19 protein-coding genes and 3 pseudogenes are annotated in these 24,498 nt (G+C 68.2%); 10 read left to right on the top strand and 12 right to left on the bottom strand.

Annotation, left to right across the window (positions count from 1 at the left end):
* The first annotated feature begins 57 nt into the window (after nucleotides 1-57).
* The 3 genes from torT to F624_RS0101990 are packed head-to-tail and all read left to right on the top strand — an operon-like array spanning nucleotide 58 to nucleotide 3,716.
* A complete protein-coding gene (torT, locus tag F624_RS0101980) occupies nucleotides 58-1,137 on the top strand; it encodes a TMAO reductase system periplasmic protein TorT (protein ID WP_084679404.1) in 1,080 nt (359 codons plus the stop codon).
* A gap of 18 nt (nucleotides 1,138-1,155) precedes the next feature.
* A complete protein-coding gene (locus F624_RS0101985; RefSeq protein ID WP_019572579.1) occupies nucleotides 1,156-2,673 on the top strand; it encodes a sugar ABC transporter ATP-binding protein in 1,518 nt (505 codons plus the stop codon).
* A complete protein-coding gene (locus tag F624_RS0101990) occupies nucleotides 2,670-3,716 on the top strand; it encodes an ABC transporter permease (RefSeq protein WP_051107274.1) in 1,047 nt (348 codons plus the stop codon). The genes F624_RS0101985 and F624_RS0101990 overlap by 4 nt, the downstream gene beginning before the upstream one ends.
* 65 nt (nucleotides 3,717-3,781) lie before the next feature.
* Here the strand turns inward: F624_RS0101990 and F624_RS0101995 are convergent, their stop codons facing one another.
* A complete protein-coding gene (locus tag F624_RS0101995; protein ID WP_019572581.1) occupies nucleotides 3,782-4,978 on the bottom strand; it encodes an MFS transporter in 1,197 nt (398 codons plus the stop codon).
* 97 nt (nucleotides 4,979-5,075) lie between these two features.
* Here F624_RS0101995 and F624_RS0102000 point away from each other — a divergent pair, with 97 nt between their 5' ends.
* Entirely contained in the window at nucleotides 5,076-5,963 is an 888-nt protein-coding gene (locus tag F624_RS0102000) for a LysR family transcriptional regulator (protein ID WP_019572582.1), read from the top strand.
* Between the two features lie 143 nt (nucleotides 5,964-6,106).
* On the opposite strand, the gene F624_RS0102005 is transcribed toward F624_RS0102000, so the two are convergent.
* On the bottom strand, nucleotides 6,107-6,562 hold the full coding sequence (locus F624_RS0102005; protein WP_031253864.1) for a DUF6130 family protein: 456 nt from the start codon (nucleotides 6,560-6,562) through the stop codon (nucleotides 6,107-6,109).
* An 89-nt stretch (nucleotides 6,563-6,651) separates the two neighbouring features.
* On the opposite strand from F624_RS0102005, the gene F624_RS0102010 reads away from it, so the two are divergent.
* The gene (locus tag F624_RS0102010; RefSeq protein WP_019572584.1) at nucleotides 6,652-7,278 is read left to right on the top strand and encodes a TetR/AcrR family transcriptional regulator; all 627 of its coding nucleotides are present in this window, start codon (nucleotides 6,652-6,654) and stop codon (nucleotides 7,276-7,278) included.
* A gap of 190 nt (nucleotides 7,279-7,468) precedes the next feature.
* Here the strand turns inward: F624_RS0102010 and F624_RS0102015 are convergent, their stop codons facing one another.
* From F624_RS0102015 to F624_RS0102040, 6 genes are all read right to left on the bottom strand, one after another.
* A complete protein-coding gene (locus tag F624_RS0102015) occupies nucleotides 7,469-8,353 on the bottom strand; it encodes an NmrA family NAD(P)-binding protein (protein ID WP_019572585.1) in 885 nt (294 codons plus the stop codon).
* Complete coding sequence (locus F624_RS0102020) at nucleotides 8,350-9,438, bottom strand: ABC transporter substrate-binding protein (protein WP_019572586.1); 1,089 nt, start codon at nucleotides 9,436-9,438, stop codon at nucleotides 8,350-8,352. The genes F624_RS0102015 and F624_RS0102020 overlap by 4 nt, the downstream gene beginning before the upstream one ends.
* A gap of 19 nt (nucleotides 9,439-9,457) precedes the next feature.
* Nucleotides 9,458-11,152, bottom strand: coding sequence for an ABC transporter substrate-binding protein (locus tag F624_RS0102025; protein WP_019572587.1), 1,695 nt, complete (start codon nucleotides 11,150-11,152; stop codon nucleotides 9,458-9,460).
* Between the two features lie 11 nt (nucleotides 11,153-11,163).
* On the bottom strand, nucleotides 11,164-12,699 hold the full coding sequence (locus F624_RS0102030) for an amidase (protein WP_019572588.1): 1,536 nt from the start codon (nucleotides 12,697-12,699) through the stop codon (nucleotides 11,164-11,166).
* A 55-nt stretch (nucleotides 12,700-12,754) separates the two neighbouring features.
* Nucleotides 12,755-14,368 (bottom strand): ABC transporter substrate-binding protein, encoded by a 1,614-nt coding sequence (locus tag F624_RS0102035; RefSeq protein ID WP_019572589.1) that lies wholly within the window; start codon nucleotides 14,366-14,368, stop codon nucleotides 12,755-12,757.
* 61 nt (nucleotides 14,369-14,429) lie between these two features.
* The gene (locus F624_RS0102040) at nucleotides 14,430-15,617 is read right to left on the bottom strand and encodes an LLM class flavin-dependent oxidoreductase (protein WP_019572590.1); all 1,188 of its coding nucleotides are present in this window, start codon (nucleotides 15,615-15,617) and stop codon (nucleotides 14,430-14,432) included.
* Nucleotides 15,618-15,859: 242 nt separating this feature from the next.
* Here F624_RS0102040 and F624_RS0102045 point away from each other — a divergent pair, with 242 nt between their 5' ends.
* Nucleotides 15,860-16,882, top strand: coding sequence for an aldo/keto reductase (locus tag F624_RS0102045; protein ID WP_019572591.1), 1,023 nt, complete (start codon nucleotides 15,860-15,862; stop codon nucleotides 16,880-16,882).
* A 39-nt stretch (nucleotides 16,883-16,921) separates the two neighbouring features.
* On the opposite strand, the gene F624_RS0102050 is transcribed toward F624_RS0102045, so the two are convergent.
* Nucleotides 16,922-18,082: a GGDEF domain-containing protein gene (locus tag F624_RS0102050; RefSeq protein WP_019572592.1), complete on the bottom strand. Its 1,161-nt coding sequence runs from the start codon at nucleotides 18,080-18,082 to the stop codon at nucleotides 16,922-16,924.
* Between the two features lie 211 nt (nucleotides 18,083-18,293).
* On the opposite strand from F624_RS0102050, the pseudogene F624_RS0102055 reads away from it, so the two are divergent.
* Nucleotides 18,294-19,274 (top strand): annotated as a pseudogene (locus F624_RS0102055) (NtaA/DmoA family FMN-dependent monooxygenase); the annotation flags it as partial.
* A 255-nt stretch (nucleotides 19,275-19,529) separates the two neighbouring features.
* A pseudogene (locus F624_RS35615) lies at nucleotides 19,530-19,881 on the top strand (nitrilotriacetate monooxygenase); the annotation flags it as partial.
* Nucleotides 19,882-19,915: 34 nt separating this feature from the next.
* On the opposite strand, the gene F624_RS36360 reads toward F624_RS35615, so the two are convergent.
* The 3 genes and pseudogenes from F624_RS36360 to F624_RS0102070 form a co-directional block, all read right to left on the bottom strand.
* Nucleotides 19,916-20,632 carry an AMP-binding protein gene (locus tag F624_RS36360; RefSeq protein WP_342663569.1) on the bottom strand — a complete coding sequence of 239 codons (717 nt, stop codon included), beginning with the start codon at nucleotides 20,630-20,632 and terminating at the stop codon, nucleotides 19,916-19,918.
* Nucleotides 20,633-20,807: 175 nt separating this feature from the next.
* A pseudogene (locus F624_RS36365) lies at nucleotides 20,808-21,800 on the bottom strand (AMP-binding protein); the annotation flags it as partial.
* 74 nt (nucleotides 21,801-21,874) lie between these two features.
* Complete coding sequence (locus F624_RS0102070) at nucleotides 21,875-22,300, bottom strand: Lrp/AsnC family transcriptional regulator (protein ID WP_019572595.1); 426 nt, start codon at nucleotides 22,298-22,300, stop codon at nucleotides 21,875-21,877.
* A 148-nt stretch (nucleotides 22,301-22,448) separates the two neighbouring features.
* On the opposite strand from F624_RS0102070, the gene F624_RS0102075 reads away from it, so the two are divergent.
* Both F624_RS0102075 and ctlX read left to right on the top strand, forming a co-directional pair.
* Complete coding sequence (locus F624_RS0102075) at nucleotides 22,449-23,498, top strand: ornithine cyclodeaminase (protein ID WP_019572596.1); 1,050 nt, start codon at nucleotides 22,449-22,451, stop codon at nucleotides 23,496-23,498.
* 51 nt (nucleotides 23,499-23,549) lie between these two features.
* Entirely contained in the window at nucleotides 23,550-24,485 is a 936-nt protein-coding gene (gene ctlX / locus F624_RS0102080; protein ID WP_019572597.1) for a citrulline utilization hydrolase CtlX, read from the top strand.
* Nucleotides 24,486-24,498 lie beyond the last annotated feature (13 nt).

Below are 24,498 nucleotides of genomic sequence, written 5' to 3' on the forward strand. Positions count from 1 at the left end.
CGCGCTGCGGCGCCTCCTGATCTGGTTTTCCAATTTCTTTCAACCATGGAGTTCATCATGAACGGATCGACCCTGCGCGCTTTCTTTGTGACCGCTACCTTGAGCACGGCCCTGGGCTGGCATGTCGGCGCTTCGGCGCAATGGTTTCCCTACCAGGCCGAAGCCACCGAGCCGGCCTTTGCGGCCGATGGCAAGAAGACTCCGCTGGCCTACAGCCCGCTGCCCAAGGCCGCCAAGAAGTGGGACATCTGTGTCTCGTTTCCGCACATGAAGGATGCCTATTGGCTGGGCGTGGACTACGGCGTGGTCGAGGAATCCCGGCGTCTGGGGGTGAAGATGCAAGTGCTGGATGCCGGGGGCTACACCAACCTGGGCAAGCAGATTTCCCAGATCGAAGACTGCGTGGCACGGGGGGCCCAGGCCGTGGTCATCGGTGCGATATCGGCCGATGGCCTGAACCAGGTGCTCAAGACGGTGGCGGCCAAGAAGGTGCCGGTGATCGATCTGGTCAACGGCATCAACTCGCCCGACGTGTCGGCCAAGTCGTTGGTCTCGTTCTACACCATGGGCCATTCCACGGGTGAGTACCTGGCCAGCAAACACCCTGCGGGTTCACCCGCCGTGAAGGTCGGTTGGTTCCCTGGCCCAGCCGGGGCCGGTTGGGTGGAGGCGGCCCACAAGGGCTTCATGGACGCCGTCAAGGGCAGCGCGGTCAACGTGCTGGAGCCCAAGTACGGTGACACCGGCAAGGAGGCCCAATCCAAGCTGATCGAAGACGTGCTGCAAGGCCAGCCCGACCTGGCCTATGTGGCCGGCACAGCCGTCACGGCCGAGGCGGCCACCAGCATCCTGCGCGCGCGCGGCCTTGACAAGAAGGTGCAGGTCTTGTCCTTCTACATGACACCGGGCGTCTACGACGGCATCCAGAAGGGCCGGATCGTGGCCGCTCCAGCCGACTCGATGGTGATCCAGGGCCGCATCGCGATCGATCAGGCCGTGCGGCTGCTGGAGGGCAAGGAGGTCCACCGCCACGTGGGGCCGAAGATCTTCGTGGTGGACAGCGGCAACCTCAAGAGCATCCGCATGGAAGACATCCTGCCGCCCAATGGGTTCAAGCCTGCTTTCGAGGTGAAATAAGCCGTGGCCACCTCTGGCATGAGTGCCGCACAGACGCCGCCGCTGTTGTCCACCGTCGGCTTGTGCAAGCGCTACCCCGGCGTGGTGGCGCTTGACGGCATGGACTTCGAGTTGCGAGCCGGCGAGGTGCATGTTCTCTTTGGTGAGAACGGTGCCGGCAAGTCGACCCTGATCTCGATGCTGGCAGGGGCCAACCAGCCCAGCAGCGGGGAGATCCGGCTGCACGGCCAGGCCTTGCGCCTGGGCAGCGTGCACGAGGCGCGCCGCCACGGCATCAGCGCGGTGTTTCAGGAGTTCTCGCTCGTCCCGACGCTGAGCGTGGCGCAGAACCTCAGCCTGGGCGACGAGCCCTGCCGCGCCGGCTGGCTGCAGACGGTGGAGGTGCGGCAGCGGGCTCGCCGCATGCTGGACGGCCTGGGCTTTGACATCGACCCGGATGCCCTGGTGTCGGAACTCACCCGCGCCCAGCAGCAGATGGTGGAGATTGCCAAGGGCTTGCGCGGCGAGGTGTCCGTGCTGATTCTGGACGAACCCACCGCCTCGCTGACGGACCGCGAGGCCCAGCGCCTGTTCGAGCTGGTGGCGCGGCTCAAGGCCAGCGGGGTCGGCATCATCTACATCTCGCACCGGATGCAGGAGATCGAGCAGATTGCCGACCGCATCACCGTGCTGCGTGACGGTCGCAAGATCACCACCCTGCAGGCCGCGCAGACCGACGCCGATGCCTTGATCGAGTTGATGAGCGGGCGGGCCATCGAGCAGATCTACCCGCACATCGCGCACCAGCCGGGTGAGCCCGTGCTGGAGGTGCAGGGCCTCAGCTCTACCAACGGCGTGCGTGCTGCCAGCCTGGTGGTGCGGCGTGGCGAGGTGGTCGGCTTGGCTGGCCTGGTGGGCTGTGGCAAGTCGGAGTTGTTTCGCGCCATCTACGGGCTGGACCCGATCAGTGCCGGCCAGGTGCGCTTTCTGGGCCGCCTGCTGACCGGCGCCCGGCCACGCCAATGGTTGCGCGAAGGGCTGTTCTACCTGCCGCCCGATCGCAAGGCGGAAGGTCTGGTGCTGGGCTTCAGCTCGCAGGCCAACATGGCCTTGCCGCTGTTGTCCACGGTGCTGCGCGGGCGCGGTGGCTGGCTGCGACGGCGGCTTGGTCGGCACCTGACCGCGGAGGCGGCCCGCCAGGTTGAACTGGCCCCACACAACCTGGACAAGCCGGTTGGTCTTCTGTCGGGTGGCAACCAGCAAAAGGTGCTGTTTGGCAAAGGCATGACCCGTGAGGCCGCCTTGTACGTGCTGGACGAGCCGACCGTCGGGGTCGATGTCGGGACCCGAACCGCCCTGTACCAATTGGTGCAGCGGCTGTGCGAGCAAGGTGCCGCCGTGGTGGTGATCTCGTCCGATCTGCCCGAGGTGTTGCACCTGAGTCACCGTGTCTATGTGATGCGCCACGGCGAGATTGCCGGCGAATTGCAGGGCGAGGCCATCGGTGAAAAGCCCGTTCTCAATCTGTTCTTTGGTTCCAGCGAAAGTCGTTCATGAGTACCGCTCTGTCTTCCCCATCCACCTCTCGCTCGCCCAAGGGGGCGCTGGCGTCGGCCACGGCCGTGTTACGCCGTCTGTTCCTGCAACTCGGGGTGCTGCCCTTCATGCTGCTGGGGGCCTTGCTGGTGTTCACCTGCCTCTCGGATCAGTTTCTGACCTCGCAGAACCTGGTCAACCTGCTGCGCCAGTCGGTCTACCTGATTCTGGTGTCCATGGGGCAGATGCTGGCCCTGGTCACGGGGGGCTTCGATCTCTCCGTCGGCACGGTCATGGCCATCACCTCGGTGGTCTCTGCCCTGGCCATGAACGCGTTGGCAGCCTCCTGGCCGGATGCGCTCTGGCTGGCCGTGCTGGGCGGGTGCCTGGTGGGGGTGGCGGCAGGCCTGGTGGTCGGGCTCATCAACGGTGTGGGGGTGGCTTTCATCGGTGTTTCGCCCTTCATCATGACGCTGGGTGTGCAATCCATCGGCTTTGGCCTGGCCCTGTTCCTCACCGGCGGCGTGCCCGTGTCGGGCCTGCCGGCCGCCTTCAGTGACCTGTTCGGCTTTGGCACCGTGCTGGGCATCCCGATCCCGATTGCCGTCACGGCCGCGTGTGTGCTCGGGGTGCTGATCGTGATGGCGCGCCTGCCGCTGGGAACGCACCTGCTGGCCGTGGGCGGCAATGCCAAGGCCGCGGCCTTGTCAGGCATCGAGACCCGGCGGGTGCTGATGCTGGCCTACCTCTTGTGTTCCGGGCTGTCGGCCATCAGCGGCCTGCTGTTGACCGCCCGCGTTGAAACCGGTGAGGCCAACCTGGGCGGCACCGTGGCGCTGGAGTCGATCGCGGCCTGCGTGATCGCCGGTGTCAGCCTGCGTGGTGGCTCGGGCCGCGTGCCCAGCGTGGTGTTGGGGGCCATTTTCATCGGGGTGGTGCAAAACGGCATGAACCTGGCCAGCGTGGGCTCCTACCTTCAGATGGTGGTGTTGGGGGCCTTGCTGATCGTGGCGGTGGTGGCCGATCAACTGCGCCATCGCCTGTCGGCCTCCGGCCGGCTTTGAAAAGCGGGCCGCGGTTTGCTCAGAAAGGACTCAGGCGGGTGCCCGCTGTGGCGGGCCGGTCGGGTTCAAGCCTGGTCCGAGAGCTTGGCCCGCCGCGGCACGCCGCCGCGCCGATCCAGCGCGCCGCTCCAGCAGGTCAGCCCCAGTGACACCAGAACCACCAGCGCACCGATCCACGGCGTGTGCATCAAGCCGAGGTGGGTGACGATCAAGCCGCCGGCCCAGGCGGCGCCCGCGATGCCGAGGTTGAAGGCGGCGATGTTCAGGCCCGAGGCCACGTCCACGGCGTGGGGGGCAACGCGCTCGGCCTGCTGCACCACGTAGACCTGCAGCCCGGGCACGTTGCCGAAGGCCACCGCGCCCCACAGCAACACCGTCGCAACCGCAAGCCAGGGGTGTGGCGCGGTGAAGGTCAGCGCCAGCAGCACGGCGGCCAGCAGGGCGAAGATGATCTGCAGTGCGGGAATCGGCCCCTGGCGGTCGGCCAGCCTGCCACCCCAGAGGTTGCCGACGGCCACGGACACGCCATAGACCAGCATCACCCAGACCACCGCGCCGGGTGTGAAGCCCGAGATGTCCTGCAGGATCGGTGCCAGAAAGGTGAAGGGAATGAAACTGCCCCCGTAGCCGATCGCGGTCTTGGCGTAGACCAGCAGCAGGCGCGGCTCGGCCAGCACTCGGGCCTGCTGCGCGAGGGACGCCGGCGGGGTGTGGCGAAGCTGGCTGGGCACGAACAGCAGGCTGCCGATGAAGGCGATCACACCCAGCACCGACACCGCAAGAAAGGTGGCGCGCCAACCGAAATGCTGGCCGATGAAGGTTCCCAGCGGCACGCCGGTGACCAGCGCCACCGTCAAGCCGGTGAACATGATGGCGATTGCGCTGGCGGCCTTTTCCTTGGGCACCAGGCCGGTGGCGATGGTCGAGCCGATGGAGAAGAACACCCCATGCGCCAGACCGGTCAGCACGCGGGCCGCGATCAAGGTTTCGTAGCCGGGCGCCTGCCAGGCCATCAGGTTGCCCAGCGTGAAAAGCGCCATCAGCGACAGCAGCACCTTCTTGCGCGGCAGCTTGCCGGTCAGGGCGGTGAGCACTGGTGCGCCGACAGCCACGCCCAGCGCATACAGGCTGACCAGCAGGCCGGCAGAGGGCAGGCCGATGGCCAGATCGGTTGCGATGGTGGGGATCAGGCCGACGATGACGAACTCGGTCGTTCCGATGGCGAAAGCGCTGAGGGTCAGCGCGAACAGGGCAAGTGGCATGGGGGCTCCTATCAAGATGGGGAGCGCGCAGTATCCGGAGCCGATTGATTCCGATAAAGCCGGTATCAGGCAGAATTCTCTTGACTCGGAGTCAAGAATGAAAATCAGCCTCGAAGAACTTCTGGCCTTCACCGCCGTGATCGACAGTGGCTCGATCACGGCGGCGGCCGAACAGCTCGAACAGACCGTCTCCGGCATCAGCCGCGCCCTGGGCCGGCTGGAGCGCAAGCTCGGCACCACGCTCATGCGGCGCACCACACGCAAGTTGGAGCTGACCGAAGAAGGCGAAGTCTTTCTTCAGCACGCGCGCAACATCCTCGATGCGGTGGAGTCGGCGGAAGATCAGATGGCCTCTCGCCACCAGCGTCCGGCAGGGCGCTTGCGCGTGAACGCGGCTTCGCCGTTCATGCTGCATGTGGTCGTGCCCCTGGTCGGGGCGTTTTGCGAACGCTATCCCGACATCGAGCTGGAGCTGCACAGCAGTGACAACATCATCGATCTGATCGAGCAACGCACGGACGTGGCGATCCGCATCGGCCGGCTGAATGATTCGACCTTGCATGCCCGTGCTCTGGGGAGCTTTCGGCTGCGTGTGCTTGCGGCACCGGCCTATCTCGAAGCGCATGGGCGGCCCAAACAGGTCGCCGACCTGCGCCACCATCGGCTGCTCGGCTTCACGCAGCCGGAAAGCCTCAACCACTGGCCCTTGCGCAGCGAACAGGGCGACACCTGCCTGACGCGGCCGAGCATCAAAGCCTCCAGCGGCGAGACCGTGCGCCAGCTTGCGCTGGCAGGGCAAGGCATTGCCTGCCTGGCCGATTTCATGACCCGCGACGATCTCGCACGCGGCGACCTCGTCCCCCTGCTGGTGAAGGACACGGTCGAACACCTGCAGGCCGTGCATGCGGTGTACTACCGCAACACGCAGCTCTCGGCGCGGATCCAGTGCTTTCTGGATTTTCTGGCGCAGCGCATGGCCCCCTGATTCAAGTGCCCGGGCGGCGATCGGCCAGGCTGCGCTGATGTCGCGGCCAACCCTGCGCAGACCTGAACTTGACTCAAGGGCGGCCTCAGTTGCTGCCGGGCTGTGCGTCGCCGGGCCTCATCACCCACCCGGCAGGGAAGGTCTCAGTGCTGCGGCACCGTGAAGCCCACGGTCTGGCTGTGCAGCACCTGATGTTGGGCATCGGCGAGGTCGATGCGCAGGGTGTGCGGCCCCGCATCCAGCCCCTGGAGCACGATGAGGTCGGGGCTTGCCTGTACCCAGTGCCAGGCCGCGTTGTCCACGGTCAGGTGCAGGTGACCGATGCGTGGCACCACTTTGGCGGCATCGCTTCCATAGACCGGAACGATCTGCAAGTGCTCGGCCTGGAAAGGAACCACCACCACACCGCGTGTGAGCGGGCCCGCCAGTGGCGCATCGACCCGCAGCCGGGGCGCTGCAACGGGGGCCTGCGCGGCCGGCTGCTCCGCTCGGGGGGCCTCCGTCTCGTGGGCGGCGCTGGGGGACTGGCAGGCTGCGATGACTGCCAGACCGATCAAGGTCTGAACTGCTAGCCGGCTGGTGATGAGAAGACTTGGCATGGGCGCTCCGTGAAGTCGAAGTAATCGGTGATTACATTTTGGGGAATGTAGCATGTAATCATTGATCACACACCACCAAGAACCCCACGATGCCTTCACCCACCAGCCCCGATGAACGCGCCTACCACCATGGCGATCTGCGGCGCTCACTGATCGCCGCCGCCTTGCAACTTGTTGAAGAACAGGGCCTGGAGGCCGTCAGCGTGCGCGAGGTGGCACGACGCGTGGGTGTGTCGCCCGGGGCGCCTTTCCGGCATTTCGAAAACCGCACCGCCTTGCTGACCGCCGTGGCGGAGGAGGCGCAGGATCGCTTGTTGCAAGCGGTGGACGAGGCCCAGCGCCAGGCAGCGCCTGACGATCCCCTGGCAGCATTCCGTGCCATTGGCGAAGGCTTTTTGCGTTGGGCTTTCGCGAACCCGGCTCATTTCCAGGTGGTGTCAACCCGGGCCATGATCGACTACGACAGCCCCGGGCTGCGGGACCGCAACGACCATTTGCGGGCGGGCATGCGCGCCCTGATGCAGCAGGCTGCGGAGCAAGGCCGACTTCGGCCAGGCGAGCTGGACGCTTACGTGCTGGGCCTGCGCGCGCTGGTGTATGGCTTGGCGCGCATGCACATCGACGGACAATTCGCCAGTTGGGGCCGCGAGCCGCAACGCGCCCTGGAAGACAGCCTGGCTGTGCTCGACCAATTCATGTTGGCCCTGCAGCCCTAGCAACGTTGGCAAGGACCAGCACAGGCCTTGAGGCGCATGCGAAGTGGCAGCCACCTTTCAAGCGCAGCCGGCCGTCAGACTTCTTGCCGACGGCATGGGCTGGCAAATGCACATCGGTACCTGCTCACCGGATTCGCGGTTGTGCGCCAACGATCGCTCCCAGTGGGACGTGAAAGCCGCCGAACAAGCCTCAGTTGACAAGCAACTCACGCAAGAACCCATCCGGCCCGTCCAGTCGGCGGGCCGGCCGCCCCAGGGTCTGGGCCACGGTGTCGGTCACCGGGGCGGCCACGCCGGTGCTGATCCAGTGGTGGAACTGGGCGTGCACCTGTTGCAGGTAGCTGGGGTGGTCCGGCGCTGGGGCCGGGGCCGAGGCCTGCCAGCGGATCGGCCGGCCGGCCAGGGCGCTCAGGCGCTGGGCCAGCTCGGCATGGCTCAGGGCCTCAGGCCCGGTCAGTTCCAGGGGCATCGCGGGCAGGGGGCCGGGGCTGAGCAAGGTGTGCACGGCCACGTCGGCAATGTCGCGGATGTCGATGTACGACACCTGGGCGGGCCCGAAGCCGCCGCCCAGCACATCGCCGGCGCGCAGCGCGGCGGCCAGCGGGGCCAGCACCACCTGGGCCCAGGCGTTGGGGCGCAGCACCGCGTGCGGCAGGCCGCTGTCGCCCAGCGCCTGCTCGACCTGCCGGTGGGCGTCGCCGCTCCAGGTGCGACCTGCCGGTGACAAGGTCCAGGCCGAGCCCGAGAGCTTGATCAGCCGTGGCACGCCGGCCTGGCGTGCCGCCTGCACAAAGTGGCCCTGGTGCTGGGCCAGATCGGGGCTGATGGGCGACAGCAGAAAGGCCGCCCGCACCCCGCTCAAGGCGCGTTGCAGGGTGCCAGGCTCGGCCAGCTCGCCCTGGCTCAACTCCACCCCGGCTTGCGCCAGGTGGGCAGCCAGGGTGCTTTGCCGGCTCAGCACCCGCACCCGCACGCCCTGGGCCAGCAGGCCGGCCACCACCAGGCGGCCCAGCCGCCCGCTGCCGCCGCCCACCAGCACCGGGCGGGGGTCGTCGCCGCGCAGCTGCGGGCTCATGCGGCCTCCAGCACAGGCGCGCCCAGGCGGTGCAAGTGGCCCGCGTCCACCCAGTCGGCCACGCTGAAGTCGGCGCTCAAAAAGCCCTGCTGCAGCAAAAAGCCCTTGAAATGGTCCACCGCGTCCAGCAGCTCAGGGGCCAGGCTCAGGCCCAGGTGCCGGTGCACCTCGGGGCCGTTGCTGGCCAGCACGGCTTCTTCGGTGCTGCCGATCTCGCGCGCCACAAAGCGCAGGGTCTCATCGGGATGGGCCTCGGCCCATTCGGCGCCGCGGCTCACCACGGCCAGCAGGCGCTGCACCAGGTCGGGCCGGTCGCGGGCCAGGGCCTCGTCCACCGTCAGCAGGCGGGGCGTGCCGTTGTTGATGCGCACGCGCGGGTCCGGGTGGTGCCCGGTTTCGACCACGGTCTGGGCGCCGATCAGGTTGGCCACCACGATGCCCTCGGCCCCTTTCACAAACACGGCATCCACCTCGCCGCGCTCCAGTGCGCTGATCTCGGCCGAGTAGGGGTGGCGCCGGCGCAGCCCATGCAGGCTGGCGTGACCGGGGCCCAGCAGCACGGGCTCGGTGATAGTCAGATCCACCGGCACGATGTCGGCCCAGCCCAGGCCGGCCGTGCCCAGGGCGGAGTGCAGGCCCTTGAGTGCGGTGGCGCGGTGAAAGTCGATCTGCTCGCCCACGCGCAGCGGCACGCCCAGGCGGCGCCCGGCCAGGTCGGCGGCACTGCGCAGCGGACTGTCGCGGCGGGCGATCACGGCCTGGAACTCATCGGTCCAGGTCAGGGCCACCAGCCGGGTGGCAGCCCCCTGGGCACGCGCCCACAGTGGCGGGATGTTGCCGCCCTGGCGGAACGACCAGGCCAGGTGGTGGCTGAAGTGGCTCTCGCGGATGGCCTTGACCGGGCTGTCGATGATCGACTTGACCTGCAGGCCCAGGGGCTGGAACTCGGCCTCCAGCCAGCCCAGGCGGGCCGCGATACCCAGGGGCGAGGGCACGGGGCAGCGGGTGTACCAGAGCACGGTGCCGGGGGCGTCCGTGGGGTCGCCGGCACGGGGGGTGGCCGGTGCGGCCAGGGGTTCACTCATGGGGTCTTCCTTCGGGGTCTCAGGCGGCCAGCCAAACGTGGGCCAGGTTGCCGGCCACACCCAGCGCACCCACGGTGTGCTGGTGCACGCGCGGGCTGGCCACGGTCAGGTTGTCGGGCGCCACCAGGGTGATGTCGGGCAGGTCACGCACGATGGCTTTCTGGATGGCTATCCACAAGGCCTGGCGTTTGGCCAGGTTGGTTTCGACGGCGGCGGCCTCCAGCCACTGGTCGACCTCGGGGTTGGCGTAGCCCGAGCCGTTGGAGAAGGGCAGGCCGCGCTTGAAGTTCTTCGACCAGTACAGGCGCTGGATGCCCACCGTGGGGTCGAAGGTGTTGCTCATGCCGCCAAAGTTGAAGTCGAAGTCGCGGTCGGTGTAGATGCGCTTGATGTAGGTGCTGAAGTCGCTGCTGCGCAGGCTCACCTCCACCCCCACCTTGCCCAGCGCCTGCTTGATGTACTCGCTGGTGCGCAGGCCGCCCTCGTGCGGCATGGGGTCGTGGGTGAGGCGCACCCGCGCGCCATCGGCCCCGCGCGGGTAGCCCGCCTGGTCCAGCAGGCGGCCCGCGCGTTCGGGGTCGTACACCGGCACAGCCAGGTCGGCGTGGAAGAAGCGCTTCAGGCCCGGCGCCACCGGCCCCGGGGGCGAGCTGGCCAGGCCGTACCAGGCTGTCTTCACGATGGTCTGGCGGTTCAGCGCGTGGGCAAAGGCCTGGCGCACCCGCACATCCTTGAAGAAGGGGCGCTCCAGGTTGAACTCGAGCCGGAACACCGAGTTCACGTACTGGTAGCCCTCGCTGCTGAAGCTCAGTTTGCCCGCAGCGCGCAGGCGGCCCACATCGGCCAGCGACACCGGCGTGTTGGGCGCCAGGTGCACCTCGCCGGCCTCCAGTGCGGCGCTGCGCGCGGCGGCATCCGGGATGAAGCGGATCACCAGCCGGTCCAGGTAGGGGCGGGGCTTGTCCCAATAGTCGGGGTTGCGTTCCAGCACCAGGTGGCTGCCGCGCACCCATTCCTTGAAGCGGTAGGGGCCTGTGCCGATGGGGGCGTTGTTCACCGGGTTGGATTCGGCGCGCCCGCTGCTGTACAGGTGCTTGGGCACGATGGGTGATTCGGAGGCCGCCAGCGCATTCAGCAGGTAGGGCACGGGCGCCGACAGGCGCAGCTCCACCGTCAGCGGGTCGGGCGTGCGCACCTCGCTGAGGTTGGCAAAGGTGGCGCGACCACGCGGGTGCACCTCTTTGAGCAGGTTCAGCGAATGCGCCACATCGGCCGAGGTGAAGGGCTGGCCGTCGTGCCACAGCACCTTGGGCCGCAGCTTGAACACATAGCGCAGGCCATCGGGCGACACCTGCCACGACAGCGCGAGTTGCGGCTGGGGGTTCAGATCAAAGTCGTAGTCCAGCAGCCCTTCGGTGAGCTTGGCGCTCACGAAGTAGCTGTTGTTGGCGGTGTGGGCGATGGTGGTCAGCACCGGTGGCTCGGGGTAGATGGCGAGTACCAGGGTGCCGCCGCGTTGGGGCGTGGCGGTGTTGGGCGTGGCGGTGTGGGGGGTGGTCGCTGCGCGGGCCGGGGCCCAGGGCAGCAGGGCGCCGAGACCGGCGGCGCTGGTCTGGGCCAGCAGCCGGCGGCGCGACAAGCCGGCGTCGGCGGCGTGGGGCTCAGGCGCGGCGCTGCCGCCGGAGGCGGTCCAGGGGGCGTGGAAAGGGTTCATGGTGCGCTCCCTCAGTCGGTGCTCTGCCAGCCTGGGGGCACGATGAAGCCAGGCTGTTGGGCCTCCAGCAACTCGGCAAAGCGGATCGGCGTGAGGTCTTCCAGGAAGGGCCCCACGGCCTGGCCGCCAATCGGCAGGCCACTCTCGTCCAGTCCCAGCGGAAAGCTGGTGGCCGGCAGACCGGGCAGCACCGGCAGACCAGCCCAGGTGAACAGGTCCAGAAAGCGCACCGGGCGCACACCCTCGGCAAAGGCCACAGGGTAGTGGCGCTCGTCCTTGGGCTCTTGCTGGTTGTGCTCGAAGGCGGGCAGGGGGGCGACCGGGCTCAGCACCAGGTCAAACTGTTCAAACAAGGCCTCCCATTGGGCGCGCAATTGCAGGCGCGCTTCGTTCAGGCGCAGCCAGTCGCGGTGGCTCAGCGAGAAGGAGCGCAGCCAGGCTGTGTCCGCGTCGGTGTTGGCGCTGTGGTCGTCGGGTTGCAAGGCCGCCAGGCGTTGCTGGGCCCCAGCGCTGAGGGTGGGTGGGTCAGCCAGTGACGAGCCCAGCAGGCTGCGGTACAGCGTGTGCGAGGCCACCAGATCGGGCAGCAGGCCCGGTGCCAGCTCGCTCACGCGGGTGACCTGGCCGCCACCGGCCTGCACGGCCTGCGCCAGGCGCTGGCTCACCAGTTGTTCGGACAGGCTTTGGCTGGTGCCCGGCCAATGGTCGATCAGCAGCAGGCGGAAATCGCTCAGGCGGTTGTGCCGTGGGGCGGGCAGGGTGGCGCGCCAGGTCTTGTTCTGCCGCGGGTCGCGGTTGAGCAGCAGGGGCAGGGCCAGGGCCAGGTCGGCGGCGCTGCGCGCCAGCGGGCCGGCCACGGCCAGATCGCGCTCGCCTTGGCGGCCTGCGGGCAGGCCGGTGCCCAGCAGGCTGATCAGGCCCTGGCTGGTCTTGTGCCCGTAGACCCCCGTGAAATGGGCCGGGATGCGGATCGATCCGCCGATGTCGGTGCCCAGCTCCAACGCCACAAAGCCGGCCGCCAGCGCCGCCGCCGAGCCGCCGGACGAACCGCCCGGCGTGCGCGCCGGGTCCCAGGGGTTGCGGCTCAGGCCATAGACCGCGTTGTAGCTTTGCAGATCGGCCAGTGCCAGGGGCACATTGCTCTTGCCCAGCACGATGGCGCCCGCCTCGCGCAGGCCGGCCACGGCGGCACTGTCTTGCGCGGCCAGGTTGCCGGTCTGGGCTGGGCTGCCCACCGTGGTGGGCAGGCCGGCGACATCAAAGTTCTCCTTCACGCTGACCGGCACGCCCAGCAAGGGGCGGCGCTCGCCGCGGGCCAGTGCAGCATCGGCGGCCCGGGCGTCGGCCCGGGCGCGCTCCAGGTCCAGCACCACCAGGGCGTTGATGGCGGGGTTCAGGCGCTCGATGCGGTCGATGCTGTGCTCCAGCAGCTCGCTGGCGCTGACCTGGCCTTCGGCCAGGGCGCGCGCCTGCTCGGTGGCCGAGGCATGGCTCAGGCGCTTCAGCAAGGCGGTCTTGAGGTGTTGGGTGTCGGCGGGTGCGTTCATGGGCGGCTCGCTTTCGGTGAATCTCGGGTGGGATGGCGTTGCGGGCAGGGGCGGCTTACTTGCCGCCTTCCACCCAGGCGTCGGACCAGTCGCCCGCGTGCAGGTCGATGCTGTTGAAGAAGTTGTGCACGCGCTTGTTCAGGGCCGAGGGGCCGGGCACGGTGACCAGCGGGTACACCGGCAGCTCGCGACCCACGATCTGCTGGATCTGCTTGAACTGGCCGGCGCGCTTGCCCTCGTCCACTTCCACCGCAGCCTGGCGGAACAGCTCATCCACCTGGGGGTTGTTGTAGTGGGCGGCGTTGATCCAGATCAGCGGGTTCTTGATGCCGTCGGACCAATAGATGCGCTGCACGCCGACGATGGGGTCGAACAGGCGGCCCAGGCCGTTGATGTTCAGGTCGAAGTCGCGGGCGGTGTAGACGCGCTTGAAGAAGCTGGCCATGTCGCCGTCCTGCAGCTCGGCCTTGATGCCCACACGCCCCAGCGCATTGCGCAGAAACTCCGAGCTGCGCTTGAAGTCGGCGCCCGGGATGTTGGTGATGCGCAGCGCAAAGCGCTGGCCATTGGCCTGGCGCGGGTAGCCGGCCTGGTCCAGCAACTGGTTGGCGCGGGCCACGTCGTAGCCGTACTGGAAGGTGCTGTCGTCGTAATAGCTCGACAACACGCTGGGCACGGGCGAGTTGACCACCTCGGCACGCTTGTAATACACCGTGGTGCGCAGCGCATTGCGGTCGATGGCGTGCGCAATCGCCTGGCGCACCTCGGGCTTGGCCAGGATCGGGTGCTCGACGTTGAACTCGAGGAAGGCGGCGTTGTTCAGAAAGCCGTCATAGCTGTCGTCCACCTGCACCTTGGGGTTCTGGGCCAGGCGGTCCAGGTCAGCCAGGTTGATGTTGGTCGCCACGTCGATCTCGCCCGCCTCCAGCGCGGCCACGATGCCGGCGCGGTCGCCGATGAACTTGATCACGGCGCGGTCCAGATGGGGCTTGCCCGCTTGCCAGTAATGGGGGTTCTTCTTGAGCAGCAAGTGGCTGCCGCGCACCCACTCTGCAAACACAAAAGGCCCGGTGCCGATGGGCGCGCTCTGGTTCGGGCTGGTCAGAGGGTCGGCCTCGGTGTAGCGGTGGGCCGGCACGATCGGCAGCTCGGCCGACGACAGCGATTTCAGCAGGAACGGTGTGGGCTTGCTCAGCACCAGCACGGCGGTCAGCGGGTCGGGCGTGTCCACGCGCTCCAGGTTGGCCAGGGTGATGCGCCCGCGCGGGCCCTGCTTTTTTTGCGCCAGCAGCGAGAAGCGCACATCGGCCGCGGTGAAATCCTTGCCGTCATGCCACTTCACGCCGGGGCGCAGCTTGAAGGTGTAGCGCAGGCCATCGGGGCTCACGCTCCAACTGGTGGCCAGCAGGGGCTGGGGCTTGAACTGGCTGTCGTAGCGCAGCAGGCCCTCGACGATCTTGGCGCTGATGTTGCGGATGCGGGTGTTGGTGTCGAGAAACGACACCAGCGACGGCGGCTCCAGGTCGGTGGCCAGGGTCAGGGTGCCGCCGCTTTGGGGTTTGGCCGTGCTGCCTTGGGCGCTGGCGCTCAGGCTGGCGCCCGCCAGGGGCAGGGCGGCCAGCAGCAGGGCGAGCAGGCGGCGGTTGAGTTGGGGCAGGCGCTGGGTCATGGTGGGTTCCAAGGTCGGTTTCACGTGGTGTGGGTGGGGTGTTTTTGGTGGGGCTGCACGTTCACAGGCGCAGGCCAGCCTGCTTGAGCAGGGGCAGGATGCGGTCGCCGAAGTACTCAAGATCGGGCTTGAAGTCGTAGAAGCTCAGTTGCAGCCCATCCACGCCGGCGCGGTGCAGCTGCACAAACTGCTCCACCACCTGCTCGGGCGTGCCCACCACTTCGATGTTGCCGCCGATGGCGCGGCGGCTCGGTGGGTCGATGCCGACCCGGCCCTTCCAGGCGTGGGCATCGCTGGCCAGGCTGTTGAAGCCCTGGGGCGTGGTCGGGTCCTGGTGGGCCACGATGGCGTCGTAGTAGGCGCGTGTCTCGGCCTCGGTGTCGCGGCTGATCACCAGCGGGTTCAGCAGGGTGCGCACTTCGCGGCCCTGCTGGCGCGCGCGTGCCTTCAGGTCGGCGATGTGGGCGGGCAGGGCCTGCACGGCGCTCGCAAAGTCCGAGCCCGCCGGGCTGGTGATGAAGACGATGTCGGAGTAGCGCGCTGCGTACTCAAAGCCCGCGACCGAGCCCGTGGCATTGACCAGCACCGGGCGCCCGTAGCGGGGCTTGGGGCTGGCAAAGGCGCCTTGCAGCTTCCAGCTCGATTCGCGGCCTTCGTAGCTGAAGTTCTCGGGGTCGCTCCACAGGCGCTGCACCACCTCGATGAACTCGGCCGTCAGGTCATAGCGATGGTCGTGCTCGATGCGCTCCCAGCCGAACATGCGGTGCTCCACCTCGCGGTGACCGGTGACCACGTTGATGCCCCAGCGTCCGCCCGAGATGTGGTCCAGGGTGGCACCCCACTTGGCCAGGTGCAGCGGGTGCAGCGGGCCGTACAGCACATGCAGGGTCGAGATCAGGATGATGCGCTGCGTCACCGAGGTCAGCGCCGCGGTGGTCATGAACGAGTCCAGCGCATTGCCGTCGAACACGCCGCCATAGCCGCCCTTGGGCAGCCACTGCGACAGCGCGAACACCAGGTCAAAGCCCAGTGACTCGGCTTTCAGCACCAGGTCGCGGTTGTAGTCGAAGCGCCAGTCGGTGCTGCGCGGCAGGGTCGAGGCGCTCCAGCCTCCGGCCTGGATGGGCAGGAACAGGCCCAGCAGAACGGGTTGCTTCAGGGCTTGCGACAAGGGGCTGTCCGGGAAATCGGTGGGGGCGGCAAAGCGGTCCAGGCCGACCAGGGCCCCGGCATGAGATGGCAGTGACATGGTGTTTGAAGCGTGCGCTCGCAGGTGAAGAATTCAGGTGCATTCAGGTGGCATGAGAGAGCGCATTCTGGGTCGCAGCATTTCAAATGCGCTATGCCGATTTCGGATGTCGATCCTTGGAAATCGTTGCTGGGCGCGGCTTCCAAAGGGGCGTCTGGTTTCTAGAATGAAAAAGAGCCCCACCACGACGGGCTTGCGGTGCGTGACCGCCGCGCTTCTTTTCAAACCCGGAAACCCATCCCATGACCTACCGTTACCTGGGCCGCAGCGGCCTGCGCGTGTCCCGCCTGAGCCTGGGCACCATGATGTTCGGCGGTGCCACCGACGAGCCCACCTCGCACCGCATCATTGCCAGTGCCCGCGAGCAGGGCGTCAACTTCATCGACACGGCCGACGCCTACCAGAAGGGCCGCACCGAAGAGGTGGTGGGCCGCGCCCTGCAGGGCGACCGCGACCATTGGGTGCTGGCCACCAAGCTGTCCAACCCCATGGGGCCGGGGCCCAATGAGCGCGGCACTTCGCGCAAGTGGATCGTGCAGGCGGTGGAAGGCAGCCTGAAGCGCCTGGGCACCGACTACATCGACCTGCTGTACCTGCACCGGGCCGACTTCGAGGCCCCCTTGGGGGAGGCTGTGCGCGCCCTGGGCGATCTGGTGCGGGCCGGCAAGCTGCGCTACTTTGGCCTGGCCAACTTCCGGGGTTGGCGCATTGCCGAGGTGGCCCACCTGGCCGATGCCGAAGGCATTGACCGTCCGGTGGCCAGCCAGCCCCTGTACAACCTGGTGGACCGCAGTGCCGAGGTGGAGCAGCTGCCCGCGGCCGCCCACTACGGGCTGGGCGTGGTCTCGTACAGCGCGCTGGCCCGCGGTGTGCTGACGGCCAAGTACGACCCCGATGCCCCGCCCCCCGCCGGCTCGCGTGCAGCGCGCAGCGACAAGCGCCTGCTGGAAACCGAATGGCGCCCCGAGTCACTTCGCATTGCGCGCCAACTGCGAGAGCATGCCGAGGCGCGCGGCATCACCCCGGCCGAGCTGGCCGTGGCCTGGGTGCTGAACAACCGCCTGGTCACCTCCTTCATCGCCGGTCCACGCACCGAGGAACAATGGCAGGCCTACGTGAAGGCGCAGGATGTCGAGCTGACGCCTGAGGACGAGGCGCTGGTGAATCGCCTGGTGCCCGCAGGCCACAGCTCCACCCCGGGCTACACCGACCCAGGTCACCCGGTGGAGGGGCGCGTGCCCTTTGTGCTGCCGACAGCCGCCTGAGCCCTGAGCCCTACGCGCAGGGCTGTGCTCGGGTAACGGTCAGCCCAGGCTCACCTGATTGCGGCCTGCCGCCTTGGCCTGGTACAGCGCCCGGTCGGCCCGGCCCACCACCGCGTCGCAGGAGGCATCACCCGCCTGAACCCGTGCCACCCCGATGGATACCGTGCAGGCGGGCGTGTCGGTGTCCGCTGGCAGGCCTTCCACCCGCGCCCGCAGCCGCTCGGCCATCCGCTGCGCCGACGCCAGATCGCTGATCGGCAGCAGGGCGACGAACTCTTCGCCGCCGTAGCGACCCACCCGGTCGAGCGGGCGCAGGCCTTGTTGCAGGGTGGCGGCCACCTTCACCAGGGTGCGGTCGCCGGCCTGGTGGCCGCGGCTGTCGTTGATGTGCTTGAAGTGGTCCAGGTCGAGCAGCAGCAGGGCATAGGCCTGACCTTCGTGCTGCCAGCGGGCATGCGCCTGCTCGGCCAGGCGCAGGATGGCCCGGCGGTTGAGGGCGCCGGTCAGCTCGTCGTGGCTGGCCAGGTGTTCAAACTCCTGCCGCACCCGCTCGCTGGCCATCAACTGGGCGCTTACCAGCACCAACAAAATGGAGAAACTGAAAGTGGCTACAAACACCATGTGGATGACCGAGCCGGCGTCAAAGCGCTGTGTGTCGGGGGCGTCGATCCAGTAGGTGCTCAGGGCCCGGGTCACCAGCACCAGGGTCTGCCAGGCCATGGCCAGCAGCATCAGCCGGGCGGCAAAGCCACGGCCATGGCGGGCCAGCACCTGGGTGTGGGCGGCGCAGATGGCGGCCATGCCCAGGCCGAAGATCAGCATGCGCGGTCGGTAGTCGGGCCAGACCACAAAGAACACAGTCAAGCCCGCCAGGCACCCCAGCACCAGGGCCACCCAGGGCCACCAGCGCCAGGGTTGGCCCAGAAACTCACGCGTGCCGGCCAGCAGGGCCACGGTGCAGGCCATCAGCAGGCCGTTGCCTCCCAGGCCCACCAGCACCGCGGGTGCATGCCCCAGCAACGCATAGAAGCCGGTGGCACCAAGCGCCAGCAGCGGGGCCAAACCCCAATACCGAAGGCCCTTGATGTTGCTCGGGAAGTTGTGCCGGATGCCCAGCAGCACGGCGCCCATCACGGCGCCCATCACGGCGCATTGAAGAGCGGCCAGAAAATTGAAACTGCGCAGGTCCAGAGACGTCATCGGGCAGGTGGCCGGTGGTTCATGATTCGTGGCAGTTTAGCCGCCAGCACCTGGCCAGGTGCTTCCCCTCTCTTTTTCAACGTTCCTTCTCTGAAATCCGTCTAAGTCGACGCAGCATGCGCCGATAGGATTTGCGCCAGCCAGCCGCCTTCAACGATTCCTTTGCCGAGCTGTACCTGGCGCCCTGAGCGCCCTTCCCGGAGACTGACCCATGGCCAAACGATCTGGCTTTTTGCGCTTTGGCGCCTTTCTGTACCCCACCGGCCACCACATCGCGGCCTGGCGCCACCCGGACACGGTGCCCGGTGCGGGGCTCAACATCCGTCACTACCGTGAGCTGGCCCAGATCGCCGAGGCGGCGCGCTTTGACCTGCTGTTTCTGGCCGACGGTGTGGGCACCCGGGGCGACCGGCCTGAGGTACTGAGCCGCACCGCGCACAGCTATGTGTCGCAGTTCGAGCCTCTCACGCTGCTGGCGTCTCTCTCGGCCGTGACCGAGCGCATCGGCCTGGTGGGCACGGCCTCGACCAGCTTCAATGAGCCCTTTCACATTGCGCGCAAGTTTGCCTCGCTGGACCACCTGAGCGGCGGGCGATCGGGCTGGAACCTGGTCACCTCGTCCAGCGAGTTCGAGGCGCGCAATTTCAACCTGGAGCACCACCTGGCCCATGCCGACCGCTACGAACGTGCCAGCGAGTTTGCCGATGTGGTGCAGGGCCTGTGGAACAGCTGGGACGCCGACGCCTTTGTGTGGGACAAGGCCGGTGGTCGGGTGTTCGACCCGGCACACCGCCATGTGCTGAACCACAAGGGCAAGCACTTTTCGGTGCAAGGCCCCTTGAACGTGGCCCGCTCTCCACAGGGCCGGCCGGTGCTGGTGCAGGCCGGCTCGTCCGAGGCCGGTAAGGCCCTGGCCGCGCGCACGGCCGAGGTGGTCTTCACCGCCCAGCAGACCCTGCAGGACGCGGTGGATTTCTATGCCGACCTGAAGGGCCGCCTGGCCGCCCACGGGCGCGACCCGGCCAGCCTGTTGGTGATGCCGGGCGTGTTCCCGGTGGTGGGCAGCAGCGAGAGCGAGGCCCGCGAGAAGTTCGAGCAACTGCAGTCGCTGATCGACCCGGTGCTGGGCCTGTCGCTGATCTCGGGGCTGACCGGGGGGGTGGACCTGTCGGGCTACGACCAAGGGCCTGTTAACCCTGATTTCGCCGGATGCGTTGGAGGTCCAAAAGGCCTAGCGCAAGGCGCCAACCGCAGCTGGGTCGGTGACCCAGCGAGGATTGGCAACGCCGCGATCGGCCTTTTGGGCTCCAACCCGAAGGGAAGCCGGCTGGCCAAGCGCCACTCGGCGTTGCGTGTCTTGCCCAGACGCCCGGTCTGGGCTGCGACACGCGCCTTGATTGGCGCTTGGCCAGCAGGCTTCGCACCGGCGAAATCAGGGTTAACAGGCCCTATGCGGCCCCATCCCCGAACTGCCCGAAACCAACGCCAGCAAGAGCCGGCAGGACCTGACACTGAAGCTGGCCCGCAGCGAGAACCTGAGCATCCGCCAGCTCTACCTGCGCGTGGCGGGTGCCCGGGGCCACTGGCAACTGGTGGGCACGCCCGAGCAGATCGCCGACCAACTCGAAGAGCGCTTTGTGAACTACGGTGCCGACGGCTTCAACGTGATGGCCCCGGTGCTGCCCAACGGCCTGCGCGACTTTGCCGAGCGGGTGCTGCCCGAGCTGCGCCGGCGCGGGCTGGCACGCACCGAGTACGACGGCGCCACGCTGCGTGCCAATCTGGGCCTTCAGGCCTGAAGCGCTGTCAGCGCTGTTGTGCGCCCGCCAGCCTTCAGCGCCGGTACAGGGCCTCGATGTCGCTTTTGAAGTGCTGGGCCAGGTTGTTGCGCTTGAGCTTGAGGGTGGGCGTCATCAAGGTGTTCTCGATGGTCCAGGGCTCGAGCGTGAGGCGCACGGCCCGGGGCTGGGCGTAGTACGGAAAGCTGGCGGTGAGGGCCTTGATGCGCTCCAGCACCGCCTTGCTGGCCGCACTGGCGGTGAGGGCGGCCGGGTCATCCGGGTTCAGATCCAGCGTGTGGGCCAGGGCCTGCCACTGGGCTGGGTTGAGCACCACGATGCAGCCGATGAAGGGGTGGTTGTCGCCAAAGGCGTAGGCCTGGTCGAACAAGGTGTCCTGGGTGATGGCCAGCTCCAGGTCGGCCGGGGCGATCTTCTCGCCGGTGGAGGTGACGATGATCTCCTTGACCCGGCCCAGGATGCGGATGCGGCCGTCCTCCAGCGCGGCCTGGTCGCCGGTGCGCAGCCAGCCGCCCTCGAGCAGGGCGGCGCGGGTGTCGTCTTCGCGCTTCCAGTAGCCGCGCATCACGCTGGGGCCGCGCACCTGCAGCTCACGGTTGTCGGCAATGCGCACTTCCAGGCCCTGCAGCGGCCGGCCGACGGTGGCGGGGTGGTTGTCCTCCAGCGTGTTGACGGCGATCACGGGCGACGATTCGGTCATGCCATAGCCCTGGGCAATGGGCACGCCCAGGCTGTTGAAGCAGCGCGCCACGGCAGGCGAGAGCGGGGCGCCCCCCGCTGACGGCCAGGCGCAGGCGGCCGCCGAAGCCGGCCTGCAGGCGGCGCGCCACCAGGTGCTCCAGCAGCGGCCAGGCCAGCCGCGCCAGCGGGCCCGGTGGTGGGGTGGGCTGGCCCAGCGCGTCAGTCATGCCCTGGGCTGCGGCAAAGCGCTGCCAGCCGATGTCCTGCGCGGCGCGGGCCAGGCGGGTGGTCAGGGGATGGCCGGCCAGACGGGTCTCGAAGCCGGCATGCACCCGCTCGAAGATGCGCGGCACCGACACCAGCACCGTGGGGCGCACGCTTTGAAAATCCTGCATCAACTGCTGGGTGGAGCGCGCAAAGGCCACGCTGGCCCCCACCGCCACGGGCAGGTAATAGCCTGCGGTGCGCTCGAAGGTGTGCGACAGCGGCAGAAACGACAGGAATACATCGCTGTCACGCGCCTGCACGCGCTGCACGCAGGCCTGAACATTCGACAGCACGTTGCGGTGCGTCAGCATCACGCCCTTGGGCTTGCCGGTGGTGCCCGAGGTGTAGACCAGCGCGGCCAGGTCTTCGGCCTGGGGCGGCTGGCTGGGCACAGCACCGTTCAAGGCATCGCCCCGTGCCAGCCAGTCGGCCAGCGAGCACAGCGGCACCGTGCCGGGTGGGGCGGCCAGCGGCGTGCTGCCGGGCTGCACCACCACCACCTGGCGCAGGGCGGGCAGGGCCAGGCCCACGCTGGCGATGGAAGCCCACTGGGCCTCGGTCTGCAACACCAGCAGGCTGGCATCGCTGTCGGCCAGGATGTAGGCGATGCTGTTGGGGTTGTCCAGCGCATGCATGGGCACGGGCACACAGGCACGGCGCAGGGCGGCCTGGTCCAGGCACACCGCGTTCAGGCCATTGGGCAGCAGCAGCCCGATGCGCTCACCCCGGCGCAGGCCCAGGCTGGCCAGGGCGGCCGCATGGCGGGCCACCTGGGCGTCCACGGCCTGCCAGCTGAGGCGGTCCCATTGCTCGGTGCCTGGGTTGTACGCCTGGTAGGCCTCAGTCTGCGGGCTTTGGGCCACGCGCCAGTCAAACAGCTCAGAGAGGGTGTGCAGGTCGGCCAGGGAGGGGGTCATGACGGTTCGAGGTCGGGGGGTGGGTCGGCACCACCGCAGCGGTGGCGGCCCCATTGTGGCGCGGCAAACTGGATGGGGCTTTGCGCCAGATCGACCGGGGGCGCCATGGCCACGGACCAGGCCCAAGTTCAGGCCAGCTTGTGGGTGGACAGCAGCAGGCTGGTCTCGGTGTTCGAGATGCCGTGGATGGAGCGCAGCGTGCTCAAGACCTTGTCGAAGGCTTCCAGGCTGTCGGTGCGGATCTCGGCCAGCAGATCCCAGCGGCCATTGGTGCTGTGCAGGGCCACGATGTTGGGGTGGCCGCGCAGGATGCGCAGCACCTCGGCACCGTGCGGGCCCTCTACCGCGATGCTGGTCATGGCGCGGATGCGGTGGGCCTCGGCGGCCGGTCGCAGGCGCACGGTGTAGCCCACGATGGTGCCCTCGGCCTCCAGCCGGGCGATGCGGTTCTGCACCGTGGCGCGGGCCACGCGCAGCTTGGCGGCCAGGGCCACCACGGGCAGGCGGGCGTTGTCACGCAGCAGGGCGATCAGTTCGCGGTCGATGTCATCCATGAACAAATTGTCACTTGTTCAGCGCATGTTGGCCAATGGATCGTAAAAATTGGCAGATTGAAGGGTTCATTTTGGCGCGTCCTAAGGGAAGAATTCTTCCATTCCGAGTGATTCCCCGCTGGCTGAAAACAGCCCGAAAGACCCCGCCATGACCCGTTTCATCGATGTTCCCACCATGTCCCGCCTCGTGCAGGAGATCGGCGTGGCCCGCTTTGTGGGCGAACTGGCCGACGCCATCCGCGACGATTTCGTGCGCTGGGCCGACTTTGACAAATCGGCCCGCGTGGCCAGCCACTCCGACATCGGCGTGATCGAGCTGATGCCCGTGTCCGATGCGCAGCACTACGCCTTCAAATACGTCAACGGCCACCCGGGCAACACGGGCCGGGGCCTGTACACCGTGATGGCCTTCGGGGTGCTGGCCGAGGTGGCCACGGGCTACCCGGTGCTGCTGTCGGAGCTGACGCTGGCCACCGCGCTGCGCACCTGCGCCACCTCGCTGATGGCCGCCCGCGCCCTGGCGCGGCCCGACGCGCGCCGCATGGCCCTGATCGGCAACGGCGCCCAGAGCGAGTTCCAGGCCCTGGCCTTTCACCACCACCTGGGCATCGAGGAGATCGCGGTGTTCGACCTCGACCCCCGGGCCACCGACAAGCTGGTGCGCAACCTGGCGCACTGCCACGGGCTCCGCATCCGGCGCGCCAGCTCGACCGCCGACGCGGTGCGCGGGGCCGATGTGGTGACCACCCTCACCGCTGACAAGGCCTACGCCACCATCATCACCCCCGAGATGATCGAGCCCGGCATGCACCTGAACGCCGTGGGGGGCGACTGCCCGGGCAAGACCGAGCTGCATGCCGATGTGCTGCGTGCCGCCCGCGTGTTTGTCGAGTACGAGCCCCAGACCCGGGTGGAGGGCGACATCCAGCAACTGCCGACCGACTTTGCGGTGGTCGACCTGTGGCGCGTGCTGGCCGGCACCGAGGTCGGGCGCCAGAGCGCCGAGCAGGTCACAGTGTTCGATTCGGTGGGTTTTGCGCTGGAGGACTATGCCACCCTGCGCTATGTGCTGGACCAGGCCAGCCGCCGGCAGCTGGGCGTGGAGGTGGAGTTGGTGCCCGAGGCCGACGACCCCAAGGATTTGTTCAGCCACACGCGCTCTGGCAGCGTTCGGGCCGCTCTGCGCCGCGTGGCCTGAGTGCCCGGCCTTGCTTCGCACCCCCGACCTCTTCATCTGCACCTTCCGCCCATGCCCCCTCTGCCTTCGATCCAGGCCCCTGCGGCCGTCGTGATGGTGCGTCCGCACCGCTTCACCCCCAACCCCGAAACCGCGGCCGACAACGCCTTCCAGCAGCCGGCCGAACGCGAGGCCGCCCAGCGCATCGCCGAGGCGGCGCGCGACGAGGTGACGGCCGCCGCGGCCCGGCTGGAGGCCGAGGGCGTGCGCGTGCACTTGTTTGAGGACCCTGGCGAGCGCGACACGCCCGATTCGGTGTTTCCGAACAACTGGTTTTCCACCCACCCGGGCGGGCATGTGGCGCTGTACCCCATGCACTCGCCCAGCCGGCGGCGCGAGCGGCGCAGCGATGTGATCGAGATGCTCAAGACCTGTTACCGCGTGCAGGACGTGATCGACTATTCAGGCCTGGAGCCCGACGGCCTGTTTCTGGAGGGTACCGGCGCCATGGTGCTCGACCACCTGGCCCGCGTGGCCTACACGGCCCGCTCCAACCGGGCCGACGCGGTGGCCCTGGAGCGCTTCTGCACCCATTTCGGCTTTGAGCCCCTGGTGTTCGACACTGCCGATGCCCAGGGCCAGCCCATCTACCACACCAATGTGCTGATGTGCATTGCCACCCAGTTTGCGCTGGTGGGCTTGGAGCTGATCCCGGATGCGCGGCGCGCCGCCGAGCTGCGGGCCCGCCTGGAAGAATCAGGCCGCGAGGTGATCGCCCTGAGCGCGGCCCAGATTGCCGACTTTGCCGGCAATGCGCTTGAGCTGTCGGGCCGGGATGGGCGCCTGCTGGCCCTGTCGCAGCGCGCCCACGACAGCCTCACCCCCGCCCAGCGGGCCACCATTGGCCAGAGCGCGCGCCTGCTGCCGCTGGCCGTGCCCACGGTCGAGATGGCGGGCGGCTCGGTGCGCTGCATGCTGGCGGGGATTCACCTGGCGCCCCGGCGCTAAGGGCTCATCGGGC

The sequence above is a fragment of the Curvibacter lanceolatus ATCC 14669 genome, from assembly GCF_000381265.1.
In the GTDB taxonomy this organism is placed as follows: Bacteria; Pseudomonadota; Gammaproteobacteria; order Burkholderiales; family Burkholderiaceae_C; genus Curvibacter; species Curvibacter lanceolatus.